This is a genomic window from Shouchella tritolerans, from assembly GCF_025770735.1.
GTDB classification, from domain to species: Bacteria; Bacillota; Bacilli; order Bacillales; family Bacillaceae_D; genus Shouchella; species Shouchella tritolerans.
The window spans coordinates 288,765-308,451 of record NZ_JAODPB010000002.1; the positions used below are offsets into that span (position 1 = coordinate 288,765).

The window sequence follows — 19,687 nt, forward strand, 5'->3', positions numbered from 1 at the left end:
CCTAGCCTAGTTGTATTTAATGCGTGGGTCAAGCACGCGATAAAGCAAATCGGTCAATAAATTCACAACAATCGTAATGAGCGCAATGACAAATACAATCGCTTGAATAACCGCCATATCGCTTGCTCCCATTGAGGAGAGCAACAAGCGGCCTACCCCCGGCCATGAAAAGACTGTTTCGACAACAATCGCACCGCCAATCAACTGTGGAAATTGTAGACCGATGATCGTTATAACCGGAATTAACGCATTTAAAAACACATGTTTAAAAATGACAATGCTTTCTTTTTGGCCTTTACTCCTCGCTGTTTGGACATATTCTTGGTCGATCACTTCCAAAATACTAGCCCGTGTGAGCCGCGTCATTTCCGCTGCTAGGGCGATGCCAAGCGTAAAGGCTGGCAAAACAAAATGAAGCGGTGTCGCTGCGCCTGAAACAGGAAATATGGGAATAGCGACTGCAAGAAAGAGAATAAGCATAATCCCAATCCAAAAGTTTGGCATGGCCTTGCCGACAATCGACAATCCTGAAATAAGCACATCGACAAACGTATTCCGCTTAATGGCAGCATAAATGCCAAGGGGGATGGAAATCGCAATCGCGATCATCATCGCTACAATGGATAGAGCTAACGTTGCCCATAAGCGGCTGAACACAAGATCAATTGCGGGCTGCTGGTATTGCAGGGACATCCCAAAATCGCCACGGAGGAGGTCACTTAAAAAATGCAGATATTGTATGAAAAAAGGTTCATTTAAACCTAATGCTTCACGCAACACTTCACGGTCCGCGGCAGTCGCATTTTCAGGAAGCATCACGGAAACAGGATCACCAGCAACATAAACAAGGAAAAAAATGATCAATGTTAAGATGAGCAAGCTCGGTATGACTTGTACGACAACTTTTTTCAAAAATCCCAAAAAAGGTCACCTCCACTCACTTTGTTTTGCCGAGTAGCCCAAAAAATTCAAAAGAAACGATTTCAACTGCCAACGATTCAGCTGCGATATTGTCTAAATGGGGTGATTCCGAAAATAGCCAACGCTCAAGGGTCCCAAGCACCAAGCTAACAAGCATAGCAGCAAGTCTTTTGCTCGAACCATCATTCGGCAACATCTCCAGTTCTTGGGCCCGTTTTATATTGCGTTCGAACGCTTCTTCGATGGCGATGAGCGTATGAGAGATATGCTGACAAATCTTTTCTTCTGCATCTTGCCCTGTTTTAAACAACAACCGCATATAATCTGGATTTGTTTGCGCAAAAGAGAAGAGGTCGGTCATTAATCGCCGCGAAGATTCGACCATATCATCGACATCTCCTTCTGTTTGGCGGTATCCAGAGCGGATGACATTCAAGAGTGCCTGTTCGCCTTCTTGCAAAATGCATAGGACAATTTCCTCTTTGTTTTTAAAGTGCCAGTAGAAAGTACCTTGGGCAACGCCGACTTGTTTGACAATGTCGGATACTTTCGTTTTGTGGTAGCCTTCTTTGGCGAAAAGCGCTAAGGCAGCCTCCATTAAATGGCGCCTGTTATCAAGTGTGCTCATAAACATCCCCTTTTTATTACTGATTGATGCGTCAGTCAATTATCTGATAAACCTAATATATTTACTCGGGTTTGAGAAGTCAAGCACTTTGTTTATGAGGAAAGTTAGAGTGGTTGAGAAGCGGATGACTGTTAGACGGCTTAAAATAAAAATGGACAGGTTAAAATGATCTTGTCTTCAAGAAAATCTACTTCGAGATCGAATGTATCCACACAAAAGAAAAAATAGAGACTATCTATTGATTTTTAAGAAAAATCACTTTACAATGAATAGAAAATGAAGGGAGGAGTTGAAAGGGAAAGCAATTTACGATTTAAATTAAAGCAATGTTGCCTTTCTTGCTGGCTCAATCTGCCCTTATTTAAAAAGTTTATTGAGGTGATGGTTATTATTTAGGGCTGAATGCGTTTTCGGGGGTGCGTTCTACTTGTTTTTTGCCTGTTTACGCAAACGTTTGCATTAAAATGATAAGGAGAGGATAGAATCGTGGTTGATATAAGCAAATTCAGCACTTTTTTAGCGTTTATATTTATGATAACGTTTTCATTTTTGTTGTCTCCTCCCTCTATGAATGACGCATATGCTTCGCAAAACATCGATCAGAAACCATTTTCATGGGATAACGCAACGGTTTATTTTGCGATAACTGACCGCTTTAACGACGGAAATCCATCCAACAACGATTCATATGGCCGGCCGCAAGAAGACGCATGGGGTCAAAACATCGGAACGTTTCATGGCGGGGATCTCCAAGGGTTAACCGATAAGCTCAATGAGGGTTATTTTACAGAGTTAGGGATCAACACGATTTGGATCTCGGCTCCTTACGAACAGATTCACGGCTGGGTCGGCGGTGGCCCAGATGGCGATTTTGCCCATTATGCGTACCATGGTTACTATGCGTTGGACTATACAACAGTCGACCAAAATATGGGGACAGTCGAGGAAATGCGCGAGTTCGTCAACACGGCTCACGAACAAGGAATTCGCGTTGTCTTAGATGTAGTGATGAACCATCCAGGCTACAACACCATTAAAGATATGAATCAATATGGATTCGGGAATCCAGGCGTATCGGAGGATTGGGTGCCAGGTGAAGGGCAAACTTGGCACGATGTCCACGACCATATTCATTATGAGGATGCATCGGCGTGGAGCACATGGTGGGGGCCTTGGATCCGCGCAGGAATTGGCGGGTATGAATCGTGTGGAAACAGTGAGATTACAATGTGCTTAGCCGGTTTGCCCGACTTTCGGACGGAGTTAACACATCGTGTCGGCTTGCCTCCCTTGTTAGAGACGAAGTGGAACCAAGAGCGACAAGAGGGCTATGAGGACTGGATCGTTCCAGCTGCGAGCGATTTACGCCGTGATCTAGACGTGGCTCCGGCTGATTATATTGTGCAATGGCTTGCGGCTTGGGTTGAAGAATTTGGAATTGATGGCTTCCGTATCGACACGGCCAAACACGTGGAGTTGTTCCGTTGGCAGCAGTTAAAGGATGCAGCGAATGAAGCCCTGTGGGCATGGCGTGTAGAAAATCCAGATGCACCAGGAGCGAGCTGGACGGATGACTTTTGGATGGTAGGCGAAGTTTGGGGCCATGGTGTCGGGCGGAGCGAATACTTTGATCATGGATTCGATTCGATCATTAATTTTACGTTCCAAGGGGAACATGGGAACGGCCCGGCTTACCGATTGGACACAATGGAAGACACTTTTTCCCGCTACGCGAATCAGATCAATACAGACGCGTCTTTCAATGTGTTAAGCTACCTTTCTCAGCATGACACGTACTTATATCCACGGGAGCGCCTGGTCGATGGCGGAACATATTTACTGTTACTCCCTGGCGGGGTCAAATTGTTTTATGGCGATGAGACAGCGCGGCCATTTGGGCCAACTGGATCTGATCCCCAGCAAGGCACTCGTTCAGCGATGAACTGGGATTCTATAAATAAGGACGTATTAAGCCATTGGCAAAAGTTGGGGCAATTTCGGAATAACCATTTAGCGATAGGGGCAGGAGCGCACAAGCAAATTGGCACAAATCCGTATACATTTAGCCGCACCTATGTGGAGGATGGCGTCGATGATCGTGTTGTCGTGGCGGTCGGTGCAACGGGAGAAACGACGATTGATGTTTCCTCTGTCTTTTCCGACGGGCAGACAGTCCGTGACTTCTACACGGGAGACAGCACAGTTGTTGAGAATGGGAAAGCGACATTTGCAGCCCATCAAAATGGCGTAATTTTAGTGGAAACAGAAGACGAGACGCTTCCTTCCGTATCTGCTTCTCCTCAAGGTGGGGAGTTTTCTAGTGAAGAACTTGAAATCACACTCAGTGTGCTGCAAGCGATGTCGGCTGCATATACGATTGACGGTTCTGATCCGAAAGAGAATGGAACAGCCTTTGCCGATGGGGATGTGTTGACAATTGGCAGCGACTTGGCTATTGATGAATCGCTGACATTACGGCTTTTTGCAGGAAATGAAGCAGGTGAAGCGGAAGCGGAATATACCTTTACGAAGGTACCGCCCTATCCGCAAGTTTTTGCTGATCCGCCTGGCGGTTCCTTTTCCGGTGATTCGTTAGAGGTGACGCTTCACGTGCAAAACGTAGGAGAAGGGACATACTCGATTAATGGCGCTGCCGAACAATCCTTTATTGATGGCGATGCCATTACAATTGGAGAAGGGGTGGAAGCCGGAGAAGAAGTAACGCTTCAGCTCAAGGCGGAGAATGAATTCGGATCTACTGAAGAAATGTACACGTTTGCTAAATCGCCAGGGCTAACCGTTTACTTCAAAAAGCCTGGCACATGGGGGACACCGCACATTTACTATTACGATGCAGATCCTAAAGTGGAAGAACCATCATGGGATTCGGCGCCAGAAATGGAGCTTTTCGAGAATGGCTGGTATATGTACACAATCGAAGGAGCAGAAAGGGCACGCGTGTTATTTAAAGATGATGGCGCTAATCAATGGCCAGGACCTGGAGAGGATGGGTTTTATCGAGAACAAGACGGTTGGTTTGATGGGGAGTGGCATCCCGAAAAACCTGTCCCAGCAAATGACATTACGATTTATTATAAGACTGGCTGGACCGATCCACACATTCATTATTCTCTCAACCAAGAAGCTTGGACCACTTTACCAGGGGTTCCCCTAAACTCGTCGGAGTATGAAGGGTATGGGAAAATAACAATTGAAGCAGAAGAGGAAAGCGAGCTCAGGGCGGCTTTTCATAATGGACATGGACAATGGGACAACAATCACGGAAGAGACTATGTCTTCCATTCAGGAGTAAATACATTAGCAGATGGAGTGGTAGTAAGGGGCACACCTAAGTAAGGGATCGTTTGGAGCCTTCTACGGCACAGGTATAGTGGTTAGCGAAAGAACGCTGGCAAAAGAAGTGGAGGCGACGCCAAAGGGTCGGTATCGGAAAGTAGCTCAATTTTTGTGTAGGTCAAGGCTGTTTGTTGAGTAACGGCGATGATAAAATCAGCCTTGACCTTAACGTAACGTCAAACATTATACTCACCCTTAGAAAAACGAAAAGGGTGAGCAACAATGGAAAAAGCAATAAAACGAATCATGACCATTCATTTGCAAGCAGGAAAAGCCAACCCAGCAAAAGTCGGGAAAGATCTTGCTCCAACGGGGGTAAACATTCTAAGCTTTTGCAATCAATACAATGAGATGACAAAAAGTCAACTGGGATTTGTTATTCCTGCAAAGGTTACGATCTATGATGATCGTAGCTTTTCTGTAGAGCTCAAGACACCACCTACTGCTTTTTTGCTGAAACAATATGCTGGTGTAGAAAAGGGGGCCGCAAATCCAGGAAAAGAAGTTGTCGGTTTGATCACACCAGATCAGCTACGGGCAATCGCTAAAATAAAGCTTCCAGATTTAAATACGACTAGGATTGATAGCGCCATGAAAATCATCGCAGCAACAGCGAAAAACATGGGGATCGAGATCGGTGAGCAATACAGTCAGGAATAACACACGCTGTGCATCGATTTCCGACATAGTGAGCTGCTTAAAGGATAAGCTCGCCGTCAATTGGCTATGCTTACTCATGTTCAAGCATGTCAAGAAACTGTTTTAATATCCGGCCTGTCAGTCCCCAAATAATATAGTCGTTGTATTCGTAAAAGTATTCTGGCATTTGGTAGATCTGTCCTTCGTAAGCATGTCGGTTCGCTATTTTTTCAATTGGAAAGCCTTTGCCTGGTTGGACGGTGATGCTCATATAGCCCAGCTGTGGGGGATGACACAGTAAGTAAGCGACTGGGATGGTAAACCAGCTATCAACCTCTGTATTGTTAATGGAAATATCTGCTACTGACGAAATTTCAGCTAAAAACGGATAGATGAATGTGCGCTGTGGCGTGTGTACAGGAGGAAGGGCAGCGATAACGGTAATGGCGGATTCGTCAATGCCTAACTCCTCCGTGCATTCGCGAATGGCCGCTGCTTTTGCATCACGATCCGCAGGTTCAATCTTTCCTCCAGGAAAGCAGATTTCTCCAGGCTGAGCTCTTAAAGCCAAAGACCGGACCTGAAAGAGGATATGGAGTTCCCGATTGATCGTAACGAGGGGAAGAAGGACGGCTGCTTCTCTTCCCGCCTGTTTGTTATAAGTGTCCGCTGCCTTTAATTTGGCTTTAATCTCCTCAATTGTTAACACCGGTATTCTCCTTATCAAAAGTAATGTGTCAGATCTTATGACAATCGTGCTGCAAAAACAAAAGAAGTGAAGTACATTAGAAACAAGGAAAGGATGCAACCCTTGCTTCCGAATTGTTCTTTCTTGTCTCTCTCCCCAATTGGGCGGCCATAAAGGCCGCCATTTTTTTGCTACAGAATTTTAATAGATTAATGATAAGAAATCATCTTTATTGATGTTTCCAAAATAAGCTTTAATCTCCGTGTCGTTTAATGCATCTCTAAGTTCGTCCGCATCGTAGCGTTTGCCGACAAGCTTGTCTTCCAGTTCAGATACGTCTGCTACGCCAAAAAAGTCACCATAAATTTTGCATTCTACAATGACGCCTTTTTTCACATTTAAACGCAAATCGATCGAGCCAATCGGAAAACGCTTAGACCGTTGAATATCAAAAGCAGGCGATTTGCCATAATTCCAATCCCAGTTTTGATAACGCTCTTTTGATAGAGCGTGGATTTCCTCCCATTCTGTCTCTGTTAATGTATGTTCAGGAACGGCATCGCTCTCCGTATTAAAAATATAACGCAACAGCATCGTTTTGAATTCTTCCATTGTCAGTGGCTCACTTAAAAATTCAGCAATGTTGGCTACTCGGCTGCGAATCGATTTGATTCCTTTTGATTTAATTTTGTCATCTTTCACTTTCAACGCGGAAACGACGTTTTCAATCTCTGAGTTAAGCATGAGCGTGCCGTGGGAAAACATACGGCCTTTTGTCGTAAATTGGGCATTGCCAGAAATTTTACGTTCGCCTACTTGAAGGTCGTTTCGTCCGCTTAATTGCGCGTTTACGCCGAGTTTTTGCAATGCTTGAACAACAGGTTCAGTAAATTTTTTGAAATTGTGAAAGGAATCTCCATCATCTTTTGTGATAAAGCTAAAGTTTAAGTTGCCCAAGTCATGGTAGACCGCGCCGCCGCCTGACAAACGCCGAACAACGTGAAGGTTGTTGTCATTTACATAATCTAAATTAATTTCTTCAAACGTATTTTGGTTTTTGCCAATAATGATCGATGGCTCATTTATATAGAAGAGGAGGTATGTTTCGTCTGGGTCTAAGTTTTTTAATGCCCACTCTTCAATGGCTAAATTTATTCGTGGATCTGTAATGCCTGCGTTGTCAATGAATTTCATTGGTTCATGTCTCCTTTCATGTGACGATCCCCTTTAGTATACTGATTTGTTGCCTGGAAATCGAGTTATTCGCATGGAAAAAGCCGCTAGCAAACGGCTAACGGCCCAAACAGGTAAACGAATTTTTAAGAGATGTTGAGCGCTACTGCCACTAGCAAAGCAATCGCTGAAATAACAAACCAAATAACGACAAGTTTCCAAATAAATTTCACCCAACGTAAATAAGGGATGCCAGCTATTGCTAAAAAGGCCATCAACGGCGCAGAAGTTGGATTGATGGTGTTCATGATGCCATCTCCATACTGAAAAGCCAATACAGCTGCTTGCCGTTGGATGTCCAACATGTCGGCAAGAGGGGTCATTAACGGCATCGTTACTGCTGCTTGCCCACTCCCTGATGGAATAAAAAAGTTAATGATCAACTGCAAAATAAACATGCCGATGACCGTCAGTTGGCTAGGGATCACGCTAATCCAATTAGAAAGCTGATAAACAAGCGTATCCATGATTTGGCCTTGTTCCATTACAACTAAAATCGCTCTGGCAAAACCAACGACGAGTGCGCCGAATGTGACCATTTTCATTCCATCTGTAAAGGCGGTAAACATGCCGTTAACGCCAAGCCCGCCAGTGAGGCCGACTAGAAAGCCAATAATAATAAAGATAGCTGCCATTTCTGTTAAATACCAGTCCCATTCGAATACGCCATACATATTAAGGGAAAAACCGACAGCAATAATTGCTAGGACACAAGCGTGCCGCCCAGAAAAACGCGGGACAGCTTGTGCGCTAGTCTGTTTCCCCGTTTCAAAGCCATGCATAAGGCTGGCAGACGGATCTTTTGTTACTTTCAGAGCATAGCGGACAACCACCCAAATCGCTGAGCCAAGAAACAACAAAAACATAGCGAACCGGAAAGCGATCCCGCTAAAAAGAGGCAATTCAGCAATTGATTGGGCAACGCCGACAGTAAACGGGTTCATCATGCCGCCGACAAAACCGGCCATCGCACCAAGGCTGACCATAGCCGTTCCAGTAATGGTGTCGTACCCAAGAGCTTTGGCAACGGCAATGCCAATTGGTACAAATATAATAATTTCCTCCGACATGCCAATCGTTGCTCCAGGAATGGAAAACACAATCATCATAACTGGAATTAAATAAATCCCTTTTGATTGGAGCCTGCCAATCAAACTATAAACAGTAGCGTCAATGGTTCCCGTTTTTAAAATAACGCCGAACGTGCCACCTACTAGAAAAATATAAAAGACAATTTGAGCAGAATCCATAAGGCCTGTTGGAATTGCTTGAAACATTTCAAAAGGGGTAACAGGGCTCGCTTCAAGGGGCGTGTAGCTGTTTTCGACAAGGAGTGTCTGACCGTCTTGTTCAACCCGCTCAAACGCGCCTGGAGAGACAACGTAAGTGGCTAACATTGCCAGGACAATCATTGCAAACAAAATCGCGTACGTATGGGGGACTTTCGAAATTGGTGCTGCTTTTTCTAAGTTGCGGGTGTCTTTCTGTTCCATTGTTGAAAGCTCCTATCGGTATAAATATACATTTGAATTTATATTTAACTTTATTTAAATATAAAGTATAATAGATAAATGTCAAGTAGCAGAATAAAGATACGATGAATCGAGGAGAAACGAATGAAAGAACAAATTAGTGAAAAAATTGAACAGCTCCGTTCAGCGTTTTGGGAAGTTAGCCAGCATATTGGCCACAATCCAGAGCTTGGACACGAAGAGTTTATTGCTTGTAAAACACTGACTGACTTATTAAAATCACACGGATTTACAGTAGAAGTGGGGACGTGCGGGTTAGAAACGGCTTTTACAGCGACATTTGACAGCGGCCAACCTGGGCCGAAAGTGGGCTTTATGGCCGAATATGACGCCCTCCCGCAAATCGGCCATGCCTGCGGCCATAATTTAATTGGCACGATGTCGGCAGCAGCGGCGATTGGACTCAGTGACGTTTTGCAAAAAACAGGGGGCACGATATACGTCTATGGCACACCAGCGGAAGAGACCCGTGGAGCGAAAGTGACCATGGCGGAAGCAGGATTGTTTGATGATCTTGACGTAGCCATGATGGTCCATCCGAATGCACACTATGAGGAAAGCGGAACTTCGTTGGCAATGGACGCCATTCAGTTCGACTTTTTTGGAAAGGCGGCCCATGCAGCAGCTAGCCCCCACGAGGGAATCAATGCATTGGATGCAGTCATAGCGACATTTAATCAAATTAATGCACTTAGACAACACGTTACGCCAGATGTGCGCATACATGGCATTATCCCAGAAGGGGGACAGGCCGCAAATGTGGTTCCTGATTTTGCCAGAGCACAATTTTACGTTCGCGCCGCTTCAAGAAAAACGCTTCAACCTTTGCTTGAAAGGGTGAAAAACTGTGCGAAGGCGGCAGCCCTTGCGACTGGCGCACAGTTGGACATTTCGTTCTACGAGTTTTCCTATGACGATATGAATACAAATGAAGCGCTATCTAAACAATTTACTGCTAATTTGGTCGCATTGGGCGTTGACGACGACGATATTCGCGAAAAGACACTTGGAGGCTCGTTGGATATGGGCAATGTCAGCCAGCGCGTTCCCGCCATCCATCCGTACGTGAAAATTACAGACGGCGGTTATGCGTGCCATACGCCTGAATTCCGTGATGCCGCATTAAGCAAACAAGGATTTGAAGGACTGATGCTAGGCGCAAAGACGATGGCGCATACTGCCTTTGATGTGTTGACAGATCAAGCGCTTCTAGAGACGATTAAACAAGAATATAGAACGTGGAAAGAAAAACAGTAAGAGAGCGTTCGAAAGGAGAAGCGCTATGCAAGAAACAACCAGCCTAATAAAACGGCGAATACGAGCAAGAGATTGGAAGACGAGAACAAAGCGATGAACCAGTTTCTACAAAAGTGGCTCCCAGCCATGACGCCACTTGCTGTAATCGCTGGCGTACTTGCAAATCAAATGCTCGAACCTGCAGCCTTTTTAGTGCCATGGATTTTTGCCTGTATGTCGTTTGCAAACAGCATTACGATCCATCCGCGGGAAATAAAGCAAGTCTTTCAATTTCCACGATCCTTTTTCCTTACTTTTGTCTCGCTGCAGCTCATTTTGCCGTTTTGTGCGTATATTGCTGGCATTTTGTTGTTTCCAGATGATGTATGGACACAAACAGGGCTTTTGCTCGCTTTTTCCATTCCTACAGGTATCGTTTCGCTCATGTGGATTTCGATTTATGGAGGAAACCGGACGTTGGCGCTCTGTTTAATATTGGCAAACACACTGCTTGCGCCCATCTGTATACCGTTAACGCTAGCCGTGTTTCTCGGAACCGAGCTGTCCCTTGACACATTCGGAATTTTTATGGGCGTCTTTTGGATGGTCGTGGCGCCATCCCTTGCCGCCTTGACTATTAACGCAGCAAAACCGGCGTGGGCCAGCGTCATTAACGTAGTTGGCGCACCCTTTACAAAGCTTGGTTTACTTGTAGTCATCATGTTAAATAGTTCAGTCGCAGCACCTTATTTTTTGGCGCTCGATATAAAATTGGCCACTATTATTGCAACGGTGCTCGCTTTGGCCATTATCGGCTACTTAACAGGCTTATGGCTTGGAAAGGCTACAGGCTCTCCTAAAGAGGACCAGATCAGCATGATGCTGCTCTCAGGCATGCGCAATATCGGTGTAGGGGCAGCGATTGCGATTGTCTATTTTCCACCGGCTGCCACATTGCCTGTCATTGCCGGGACACTGTTTCAACAAGTATTGGCGGCCTTGTTTGGGAAATGGCAGTCGCTGTCGCCTAAGCACTCTACCAATCCATACAACGCCGCGAAAAACAGAGATGCCTGACATTCAGGCATCTCTGTTTATTTAACTGCGGCCGCGGCTATGTTTGTAAAACTCATGAAACAGTTTCATTAACGCTCGTTTTTCAATCCGGGAAACATAGCTGCGGGAAATATTTAATTCTTTCGCAATTTCTCGCTGTGTCCGCTCTTCCTCCATATTCAAACCGAATCGGCCAACAATGACCTCTTTTTCACGTTCATCGAGCACATGAATGTACTCGTAAATTTGCTTTTTTTCCATTTCCGTCTGCAAGACATCAACAATGTCATCGCCGTCGTCCTTGAGAATATCGATCAATGTGATTTCATTGCCTTCTTTGTCTGTGCCAATTGGATCGTGCAAAGAAACGTCCTTTTTTACTTTTTTCAAAGCCCGCAAATGCATTAGAATTTCATTTTCAATACAACGGGCCGCGTACGTCGCTAATTTCGTTCCCTTGCCTTCGGAATAACTTTCAATCGCTTTAATCAAACCGATCGTACCAATGGAAATTAAATCCTCGACATCTTCCCTTGTGTTTTCAAATTTTTTGACGATATGGGCAACAAGGCGAAGATTATGTTCAATTAACATGTTCCGTGCAGAAGCATCGCCTTCTGCCATCCGGGCTAAGTATTTTTTTTCGTCTTCTTTGCTTAGTGGCTGCGGGAAAGCGTTGTTTTTGACATAGGAAACAAAAACGAACACTTCTTTCATAAAATATGTGAGTGCAGCGAGGATGCCGGACATATGCTCACCTCCACAAGAATGGTTATATCTATGCAACACTGGGCTTGGTTGTGTCTGTACGAAGGAATGTTTTGCTGATGGTCCGGTTGCGTTTCTATAGAGGAAGTGGGGTGAACACCTTTTTGTAAATGATAAATGGCCAGTACGGAATGTAGGTATGTTGGCAGCAGGGGAAAGAGGGGTTTACCCATCTTACTATTTCTTGCTTAAAATGGTAAATTAAGGGGATTGTATAAAAAGACATACCTATTCGTAATAAGGCATGCCTTTTAACTGAACACCGATTTCATGACTGGTTTTCCGTTGAAGAAGTCTGCTTGAGAATGTGGACTTTTACTATGCGCTTGCGCTCTAAATCTACTTCAAGCACAGAAAAGAGTAATCCTTTTGTTTCGAATTGCTCGCCTTCAGTGGGGAGACGACCAAAATGTTTTAGCACATAGCCAGCAAGGTTATTTTCTTCCTCAGGAATATCCGTAGCAAAAAAATTGTTCAGGTTTTGGAGAGGAAGCTTCCCGTGGCAGATGATTTCTCTATCATTGACTAAATCCATGAGGCTATTATTTTCTAAATCCGTTTCGTCTTCAATTTCTTGTCCAATCATTACTTCAATGATATCTTCATGTGTAATTAGCCCTTCGGTTCCTCCATATTCGTCATAAACAATTGCCATATGTTTTCGTTCTTGCATCATCTTTTTAAAAACCAATTCGATTGACTGAAATTCAAATACAACAAGTGGTTCCATGTCGCTAAAATCGGTTAGAGGTCTATCTGGCTCTAACGACCAGGACGCCAGTGATTTCGAATGGAATATTCCAATGATACTATCCATATCTTCCCGATAAATAGGATAACGTGTGTAACGATTCTGGATAATAAAGTCTCTTACTTCCTCAAAAGGTGTATTTTCTTGTATGCCGACTATTTCAATTCTTGGGGTTTTTATAGCATCGTTTACATTAAGATTTCGAAAATCAAGAATGCCTTTAATCCTGTGAGATTCTTCTTTTTCAAATGTGCCTTCCCCGCTTGCAATGTCGACAATGGTTCGCAACTCTTCTTTTGAAAACGATTTTTCCTTTGGTTGGCTTTTTGAAAGGAAGTGGATAAGGGCCCCTGTTCCCAAATTAAGCAAATAAGTAATCGGCTTAAGAAGAATGATCATTGCCCGTATAATAGGGGAAACGAAATATGCGATTTTATCAGGAAACGATGCAGCAATTGATTTTGGCAATACTTCAGCAAGGATAATGATGGTGACAGTTAATATAGCCGTAGCTAAAGCGACATTAATACCGTAATCAATCGCAATCATTGTAACAAGTGTCGGCAGTAGAATATTTGCAATATTATTGCCGATTAAAATAGTTGTAATAAATTGGTCCGGTTTTGAGATAAGATAAAGTAGTTTTTGTGAGTTTTTATCTCCTCTTGAAGCCTTTGATTGAATTTTCATCTTATTCGCCGCAGTTAGTGCAGTCTCACTTCCAGAGAAGAAAAGCGAAGCAAACAAGCAGGCAATAATAGCAAATATCACGGAACGCCCCTCCTAAAGTGATAAAAAAATGTCAATAACGTGGTCATACAGCCTCTTTACAGCGCGTTTTGATGAAAGTATGAGGAGAAAAAGGCATGCGGGCAAAGTTAGCAAAAACCTTAGCATTAATTATAACTAATTTTATAAAGGGACTCAAATATGATTAAAGCAGTCCCGCTTATGTTTATGTAAAACTAGGAAACATGCCTAAACAACGAAGGGCCGCATTTGAATTAGGGCGCTTTTTACAAAAAGCAAAATCAATGTGGCTACAGATCAGATGGACCCGTGCAAACGAACGAAACGAATCAGTGAATTTTTGTTTAAGAAGACTTGTTTTGTTACTGCACATAACGCAAGCTTGGCTTAAACTCGAAAAAATACAACGAAAGTGCAGGAATGTACGCTGCACTTTTTGTATGGCGTATTATTAAGGTATTAAAAGCAATTTTATTGCACAATGAATTTTGTATGATCACGCCTACATCCGTACTTTAATCATGCGGATTCGGGCGCTTTTCGACAAAAAGCAAAATTAATGTGGCCACCGGGCCTAGCAACAGTGACAGCAAGAACCAATTGAGTCCTGTTCGGTTCTTTCCTTGTGCGAGGCCAGCATTAATTAAGGCAAGGGTGCCCCAGCCGACTACGTATTCGTTGTCCATTTTTTCTTCCTCCTCATTTTCTCTATGTTTTTACGAAAATACGAGAAAGTTGGTTTCAATAAGGAAGTCAATTCATCCTATATGCTTAATAGTTAACCGAATTATGTCGTAAAAAAACGAGCGATTAGCATGAGCTAATGCTCGTTTTTTTTAAATTTCTACAACGGTCCAGATAAAGTCAGGAGTGGTATTTGAGTTTAATTTCTCAGCCATGCGCTTCGCTTCTTTGTAACACCAGAAAGTTTTAATGACTGTACTGTTAGATTCACATAAATCTTTTAGTTTGCCGTTATTGTTGCAAATGATTTTATACATATAAACACTCCCCTATATATGGAATTTTAGCATGATGTAAAAGGGCGGGGTAGTGGTGAATCTAAATTAGAACTTAAGTAATGGTGAGAAAAGCCTTCATCTCTCCTAGATGGATAATTAGCCAAAATAATTATAATTGTTTTATTTTGGAACGGCAAAAAGAGGCTATCATTTGTTTTTAGCACTATCCTTCTGGGTGCACTAGGAAATTGTTGTTAATGATAAAAGCTTTTCGGGATGGGAAAACAATTTGTGGATTGTTAAGCCTATTTGACTGGCTCTTTATAAATAAAAACATGGAAAATTTTAAATAAACAATGGAAAAAATAAGAAAATGCATGTAAAATGGATCGTGAACTATTACTATATTTATCTAACTTTAGGAGGTTTTCAATGAAAACGTGGATTGCAGTTCTTTCTATTCTCGGAGGAATTTGCGGAATCATTAGTGGCTTTCTTGTGACGGCTGGTGGGGTTGTTATTGGAGAAGAAGCAATGGCAAACGACGGTTCTTCTGTATTTTGGCTATCCTTTTTAGCGATTGCTTTAGGATTTTTATCATGGGCACCTAAGTTAAGAATCATTAGTGGTATTGCATTAATTATTATTTCTGTTACAGGCTTCTTTTTAAATGGGTTGTTTTTTACGTTAGCATTTATTTTCTTGCTAATTGCTGGAATTTTAGCTTTAGTCAATAAGAAAAATGGTTCTCAAGTCCAGAAAAATCCAGAGATTCAAGGTTAACGTAAGCAAATAAGTCAAAAAAACCGAGGCTAAGCCATCGCTTAGCCTCGGTTTTTTGCATTCAGAAGAGGGTGCATTGCAGATCGGATACGCGACTTTTGTCGAACGTTAGTATGTCACAAAATATCACAATCGGTGCCAGTGGAAGAACGATCCACGTTAGACTAGGGGAAATCATTTTAGATATTAAAAAAGGAGTTATACATGTCCATACAAGGAAAAGTGTACCTCGTTGGTGCAGGACCTGGAGACGCCGAACTGTTGACTGTTAAAGCACGAAAGATATTACAGCAAGCAGACGTTGTGATTTTTGACAGGCTTGTCAATCCGGCGCTCATCATGGAAGTTAGCGATCATGCCAAGTTGGTGTATGCAGGCAAGCAGCCGTGTAAACATGTGTGGCGCCAAGGAGATATCCAAACAGAAATGCTTGTCCACGCGAAAAAAGGGAAAACGGTTGTTCGCTTAAAAGGGGGCGATCCTGCCGTGTTCGGCAGAGTAGGAGAGGAAGCTGCCTATTTAAAAGCCCATCACATTCCATTTGAAATTGTCCCTGGTGTGACAGCGGGTACAGCCGCTTCTATTTATGCAGGTGTGCCGGCAACCCATAGAACGTTTTCCAGTTCGTTTGCAGTCGTGACTGCCCATGGAGACAGAGATGGAAAACAGGAAAACCTTAATTGGCAAGCGCTTGCTCAATCGGTTGACACGCTAATGATTTATATGGGCATGAAACAATTAGCTGTCATTGTTGACCAGTTAATGAAACATGGAAAGCCAGCCGTTACGCCTGTGCTTATTGTCGAGTGGGGCACATACAGTCGACAGCGGTCCGTCGAAGGAACACTTGCAACAATTGTGGCCAATGTCGCTAGCGCTAATTTGGCGAATCCTGCTGTTATTTTAATCGGCGATGTTGTCGCTGTCCGTGAGGCCGTATCATGGTTTGAGCACCAGCCCCTATCGGGCATGGGCATCTTATCGCTTAGAGGAAAGACTGAAGTAACGGAAGCGCTGCGGGCGCAAGGGGCGGATGTCTTTGCGGCTCCCCTCCAACAAAACAAGGGGAAAGTCGTTACTGATACGGACATCGCTGCCGCTCTTCAAGCTAGCAAAAATCAAGCAGTCCTGTTTTTTGCCAAGGAGGTGTTGTTGGCGTTTTTAGCAAAGCTTGGCGAGAAAGGCTATGATATTCGTTCTGTACAGGGGCAACTGATGGCGGGAACGCAGGAGGTAGAACAAATTGCTCGCTCACTCGGTTTGCAATTGGTGAGTTATTCAAAAAAATCAAACCTTTCGTCGGTCGTAATGGGTAAAGATGCAATTAACAGCCGATTTTTACCACAAAAAATAACAGTTGCGATTCGCCGCCTGCTAGAAGAAGGCCACTTAACACACGCCTTTTGTGAAACGGAGCAAGAAATTGACGATTTACGACTCGTATTGGCAGAATGTGCAAATGAAGCTGCATTGCCTATTTTAACGACGAGCGATCAAGTTCAAGCCTATGCTAAGTCCCTTTCTATGAACGCTTCTGTCGTTTTGCACCATCAACCACTCGATCAGACAATGTCTTAAACGAGGTAATAGGATTTTTTAAAAAAGGAGTTTTGAAATGTGAATAAAGAAAAGGTTGTTCTAATTGGCAATGGCATGGCGGGCATCCGCACACTCGAAGAAATGATTAAACGAGAGCCTAACCGTTTTCAATTCACTGTTTTCGGTGCAGAGCCACATCCTAACTACAATCGAGTGTTGTTGTCGTCTGTCCTTCAAGGGGATGCAAGCGTAACCGACATCATCTTAAACGATTACGGTTGGTATGAAAGAAACCAAATTGAATTGTTTACAGGAGACGCAGTCGTACGAGTTCATTGTCGCAAAAAAGAAGTGTGGAGCGCCAGTGGCATTAAACGTACCTATGATCGTTTAATCTTTGCCACAGGCTCCGACCCATTTATGCTCCCTTTGCCAGGAGCAGAGAAAGAAGGTGTCATTGCGTTTCGCAACATCGCCGATTGCGAATCAATGATCAAAGCGGCGAAATCGTATCAAAAAGCGGTTGTCATTGGTGGAGGGCTGTTAGGCCTTGAAGCAGCTAGAGGCCTGTTGAACTTAAAGATGGACGTTGATGTTATCCATATCGCCGATCATTTAATGGACCGGCAACTGGATTCAGATGCAGGAAAAATGTTGAAGGCCGAGCTTGAACAACAGGGGATGCAGTTTCATTTAAATAAGAAAACCGTCAAAATCAATGGCCATAAACGGGTCAAGAGCATTTCCTTCAGTGACCAAACAAGTATAAAAGCTGATTTAGTTGTTATGGCTGTTGGCATTCGCCCCAATGTTCAATTGGCTAAGCAATCAGGACTTGAAGTCAATCAAGCAATCGTCGTCAATGACCATATGGAAACAAGTGAAAAAGATGTATATGCAGTTGGTGAATGTGCAGAACATTGTGGCATCGTTTATGGGCTTGTCGCTCCTTTGTATGAACAAGGCAAAGCGCTTGCTGAACACATCTGCACAAATACGAGCAACGAGGTCAGCGGCTATAAAGGTTCAATCGTCTCCACTAAATTAAAAGTTTCAGGGGTAAATGTCTTTTCAGCAGGTGCGTTTCGCGATCAAGACGAGACGAAATCGATTCGTATCCATGACGAATTTGCTGGGGTATACAAAAAGCTAGTTGTTAAAAACAACCAAGTTGTAGGGGCTGTCTTATTTGGCGACACCAATGATGCGAATCGAGTTCTTTCCCTCATCCGGTCTGGTGAAGACATTTCGACCATGAATAAAGTGGCACTGTTTCCGTCTGAGTCGAATGACAGCAGTCCATCACTAGTAGCAGCAATGGCCGACGAAGAAACGATTTGCGGCTGTAACGGTGTAAGCAAAGGTGAGATTGTCTGTGCGATTAAAGAGCAGGGGCTTTCTACGGTAGCAGAAATTAGGCAATGTACGAATGCTTCAAGGTCTTGTGGTGGCTGCAAGCCGGAAGTAGCTGAATTGTTGGCACTTACGACCGGGACGGACACAATGGCGAAACCAGAACCTCTTTGCGGCTGTACAGAATTCACCCACGAAGCAGTTGTTGCCTCAATCCGCGAAATGGGATTGTCCTATGTCCGAGAAGTCATGAATGTGCTTGGCTGGAAGTCAGAAGAAGGTTGTTCAAAGTGCCGCCCTGCTCTCAATTACTATTTAGGTCTCATTAGCCCCCTTGATTATACAGATGATGCTCATTCACGGTTTGTCAATGAACGAGTCCATGCCAATATCCAAAAAGACGGCACGTTCTCTGTGGTTCCCCGGATGTACGGGGGTGTGACCAATCCAGGACAACTACGAAAAATCGCTGACGTTGCTGAAAAATACAATGTGCCTTTATTAAAAGTCACCGGCGGTCAACGCATTGACTTGCTCGGCGTGGAAAAAGAAAAATTGCCTAACGTATGGCGCGATTTAGGAATGCGCTCCGGCTATGCGTATGGCAAAACAATGCGAACAGTCAAAACGTGCGTCGGTCAAGATTTCTGCCGCTTTGGCACACAGGACTCGATTAGCCTCGGAATCGAAATTGAGAAAAAATACGAGGGTTTGAATACGCCCCACAAAGTAAAAATGGCCGTTTCCGCTTGTCCGCGTAATTGTGCGGAATCAGGAATAAAAGATGTCGGAATTGTGGGCGTAGAAGGAGCATGGGAAATCTATGTAGGTGGGAATGGAGGCGTTGATTTAAGAAGCGCTGAGCTGCTTTGCAAAGTGGAAACGAAAGCAGAAGTAATGGAAACGATCAGTGCATTCTTGCAATATTACCGGGAACAAGCCACCTATTTAGAACGGACTTCCCATTGGATTGAGCGAGTCGGGCTTGACTCGATTAAAAAGGTGATTTTCGACGATAGCATAGAGCGAGCAGCGCTAATCGAACGGATGGAAACGGCGTTATCTAGGCACAAAGATCCGTGGACAGAAATTGTTGAGAACGAAGAAAAGCAAAATCTATTGTTTGAAAAGAAAAAAATTGCTGTTAAACATGGAGGAGGCGTGTGATGGCATTCGTGGAAGCTGTTAGAAAAGTGTTTGTCGCCAATCGAAATGAGCTGACTGTCGGATTAGGCAAGAAAGTCGAAATCGAAGGGAGGGAACTTGCTTTATTTATGCAGAAGGATGGTTCCGTTCGTATTCTTGACAACAAATGTCCTCATAAAGGCGGGCCCCTGTCCGAAGGCATTGTTAGCGGCAAGTATGTTTATTGTCCGCTGCATGATTGGAAAATTTGCATGAAAACGGGCAGCGCGCAAGGTGGAGATCAAGGAAACGTAGCCTGTTTTACTGTGAAAGTTGAAGGAGACAATATTTATGTGTTTATTTAAT

The 19,687-nt window shown here is 43.7% G+C and carries 17 protein-coding genes; 8 read left to right on the plus strand and 9 right to left on the minus strand.

Annotation, left to right across the window (positions count from 1 at the left end; all coding sequences use genetic code 11):
- Positions 1–6 precede the first annotated feature (6 nt).
- Entirely contained in the window at positions 7–921 is a 915-nt protein-coding gene (locus N6H06_RS07730; RefSeq protein WP_062747434.1) for an ABC transporter permease, read from the minus strand.
- A 16-nt stretch (positions 922–937) separates the two neighbouring features.
- Positions 938–1,549 (minus strand): TetR/AcrR family transcriptional regulator, encoded by a 612-nt coding sequence (locus tag N6H06_RS07735; protein WP_062747432.1) that lies wholly within the window; start codon positions 1,547–1,549, stop codon positions 938–940.
- A gap of 486 nt (positions 1,550–2,035) precedes the next feature.
- Between N6H06_RS07735 and N6H06_RS07740 the strand changes: the two genes are divergently transcribed.
- The gene (locus N6H06_RS07740) at positions 2,036–4,906 is read left to right on the plus strand and encodes an alpha-amylase family glycosyl hydrolase (protein ID WP_064505289.1); all 2,871 of its coding nucleotides are present in this window, start codon (positions 2,036–2,038) and stop codon (positions 4,904–4,906) included.
- A gap of 222 nt (positions 4,907–5,128) precedes the next feature.
- Positions 5,129–5,566: a 50S ribosomal protein L11 gene (rplK, locus tag N6H06_RS07745; protein ID WP_062747430.1), complete on the plus strand. Its 438-nt coding sequence runs from the start codon at positions 5,129–5,131 to the stop codon at positions 5,564–5,566.
- 70 nt (positions 5,567–5,636) lie between these two features.
- Here rplK and N6H06_RS07750 read toward each other — a convergent pair whose 3' ends face one another.
- The 3 genes from N6H06_RS07750 to N6H06_RS07760 all read right to left on the minus strand — a co-directional run bounded on the left by N6H06_RS07750 (position 5,637) and on the right by N6H06_RS07760 (position 8,959).
- A complete protein-coding gene (locus N6H06_RS07750; RefSeq protein WP_062747428.1) occupies positions 5,637–6,254 on the minus strand; it encodes an NUDIX hydrolase in 618 nt (205 codons plus the stop codon).
- A 180-nt stretch (positions 6,255–6,434) separates the two neighbouring features.
- Complete coding sequence (locus N6H06_RS07755; protein ID WP_212953279.1) at positions 6,435–7,427, minus strand: lipoate--protein ligase; 993 nt, start codon at positions 7,425–7,427, stop codon at positions 6,435–6,437.
- Positions 7,428–7,552: 125 nt separating this feature from the next.
- Positions 7,553–8,959, minus strand: coding sequence for a YfcC family protein (locus tag N6H06_RS07760; protein ID WP_062747425.1), 1,407 nt, complete (start codon positions 8,957–8,959; stop codon positions 7,553–7,555).
- A 123-nt stretch (positions 8,960–9,082) separates the two neighbouring features.
- Between N6H06_RS07760 and N6H06_RS07765 the strand changes: the two genes are divergently transcribed.
- On the plus strand, positions 9,083–10,255 hold the full coding sequence (locus N6H06_RS07765) for a M20 family metallopeptidase (protein ID WP_263706002.1): 1,173 nt from the start codon (positions 9,083–9,085) through the stop codon (positions 10,253–10,255).
- Positions 10,256–10,348: 93 nt separating this feature from the next.
- On the plus strand, positions 10,349–11,311 hold the full coding sequence (locus tag N6H06_RS07770) for a bile acid:sodium symporter family protein (RefSeq protein ID WP_263706003.1): 963 nt from the start codon (positions 10,349–10,351) through the stop codon (positions 11,309–11,311).
- A gap of 21 nt (positions 11,312–11,332) precedes the next feature.
- On the opposite strand, the gene sigK is transcribed toward N6H06_RS07770, so the two are convergent.
- The 4 genes from sigK to N6H06_RS07790 all read right to left on the minus strand — a co-directional run bounded on the left by sigK (position 11,333) and on the right by N6H06_RS07790 (position 14,560).
- Positions 11,333–12,040, minus strand: a complete 708-nt coding sequence (sigK, locus tag N6H06_RS07775) for an RNA polymerase sporulation sigma factor SigK (RefSeq protein WP_062747419.1) — start codon at positions 12,038–12,040, stop codon at positions 11,333–11,335.
- 286 nt (positions 12,041–12,326) lie between these two features.
- Positions 12,327–13,580 carry a hemolysin family protein gene (locus N6H06_RS07780; RefSeq protein ID WP_212953285.1) on the minus strand — a complete coding sequence of 418 codons (1,254 nt, stop codon included), beginning with the start codon at positions 13,578–13,580 and terminating at the stop codon, positions 12,327–12,329.
- A gap of 494 nt (positions 13,581–14,074) precedes the next feature.
- Positions 14,075–14,245 (minus strand): hypothetical protein, encoded by a 171-nt coding sequence (locus N6H06_RS07785; protein ID WP_263706004.1) that lies wholly within the window; start codon positions 14,243–14,245, stop codon positions 14,075–14,077.
- A gap of 150 nt (positions 14,246–14,395) precedes the next feature.
- Positions 14,396–14,560, minus strand: a complete 165-nt coding sequence (locus N6H06_RS07790; RefSeq protein ID WP_193754477.1) for a hypothetical protein — start codon at positions 14,558–14,560, stop codon at positions 14,396–14,398.
- A 393-nt stretch (positions 14,561–14,953) separates the two neighbouring features.
- On the opposite strand from N6H06_RS07790, the gene N6H06_RS07795 reads away from it, so the two are divergent.
- The 4 genes from N6H06_RS07795 to nirD all read left to right on the plus strand — a co-directional run bounded on the left by N6H06_RS07795 (position 14,954) and on the right by nirD (position 19,686).
- Complete coding sequence (locus N6H06_RS07795; RefSeq protein WP_062747415.1) at positions 14,954–15,304, plus strand: hypothetical protein; 351 nt, start codon at positions 14,954–14,956, stop codon at positions 15,302–15,304.
- A gap of 204 nt (positions 15,305–15,508) precedes the next feature.
- Positions 15,509–16,882 (plus strand): uroporphyrinogen-III C-methyltransferase, encoded by a 1,374-nt coding sequence (gene cobA, locus N6H06_RS07800; protein ID WP_263706005.1) that lies wholly within the window; start codon positions 15,509–15,511, stop codon positions 16,880–16,882.
- 39 nt (positions 16,883–16,921) lie between these two features.
- Positions 16,922–19,363 (plus strand): nitrite reductase large subunit NirB, encoded by a 2,442-nt coding sequence (gene nirB, locus N6H06_RS07805; RefSeq protein ID WP_263706006.1) that lies wholly within the window; start codon positions 16,922–16,924, stop codon positions 19,361–19,363.
- A complete protein-coding gene (gene nirD / locus N6H06_RS07810; protein WP_263706007.1) occupies positions 19,363–19,686 on the plus strand; it encodes a nitrite reductase small subunit NirD in 324 nt (107 codons plus the stop codon). Before nirB ends, nirD begins: the two co-directional genes overlap by 1 nt.
- The last annotated feature ends 1 nt before the right edge of the window (position 19,687 follow it).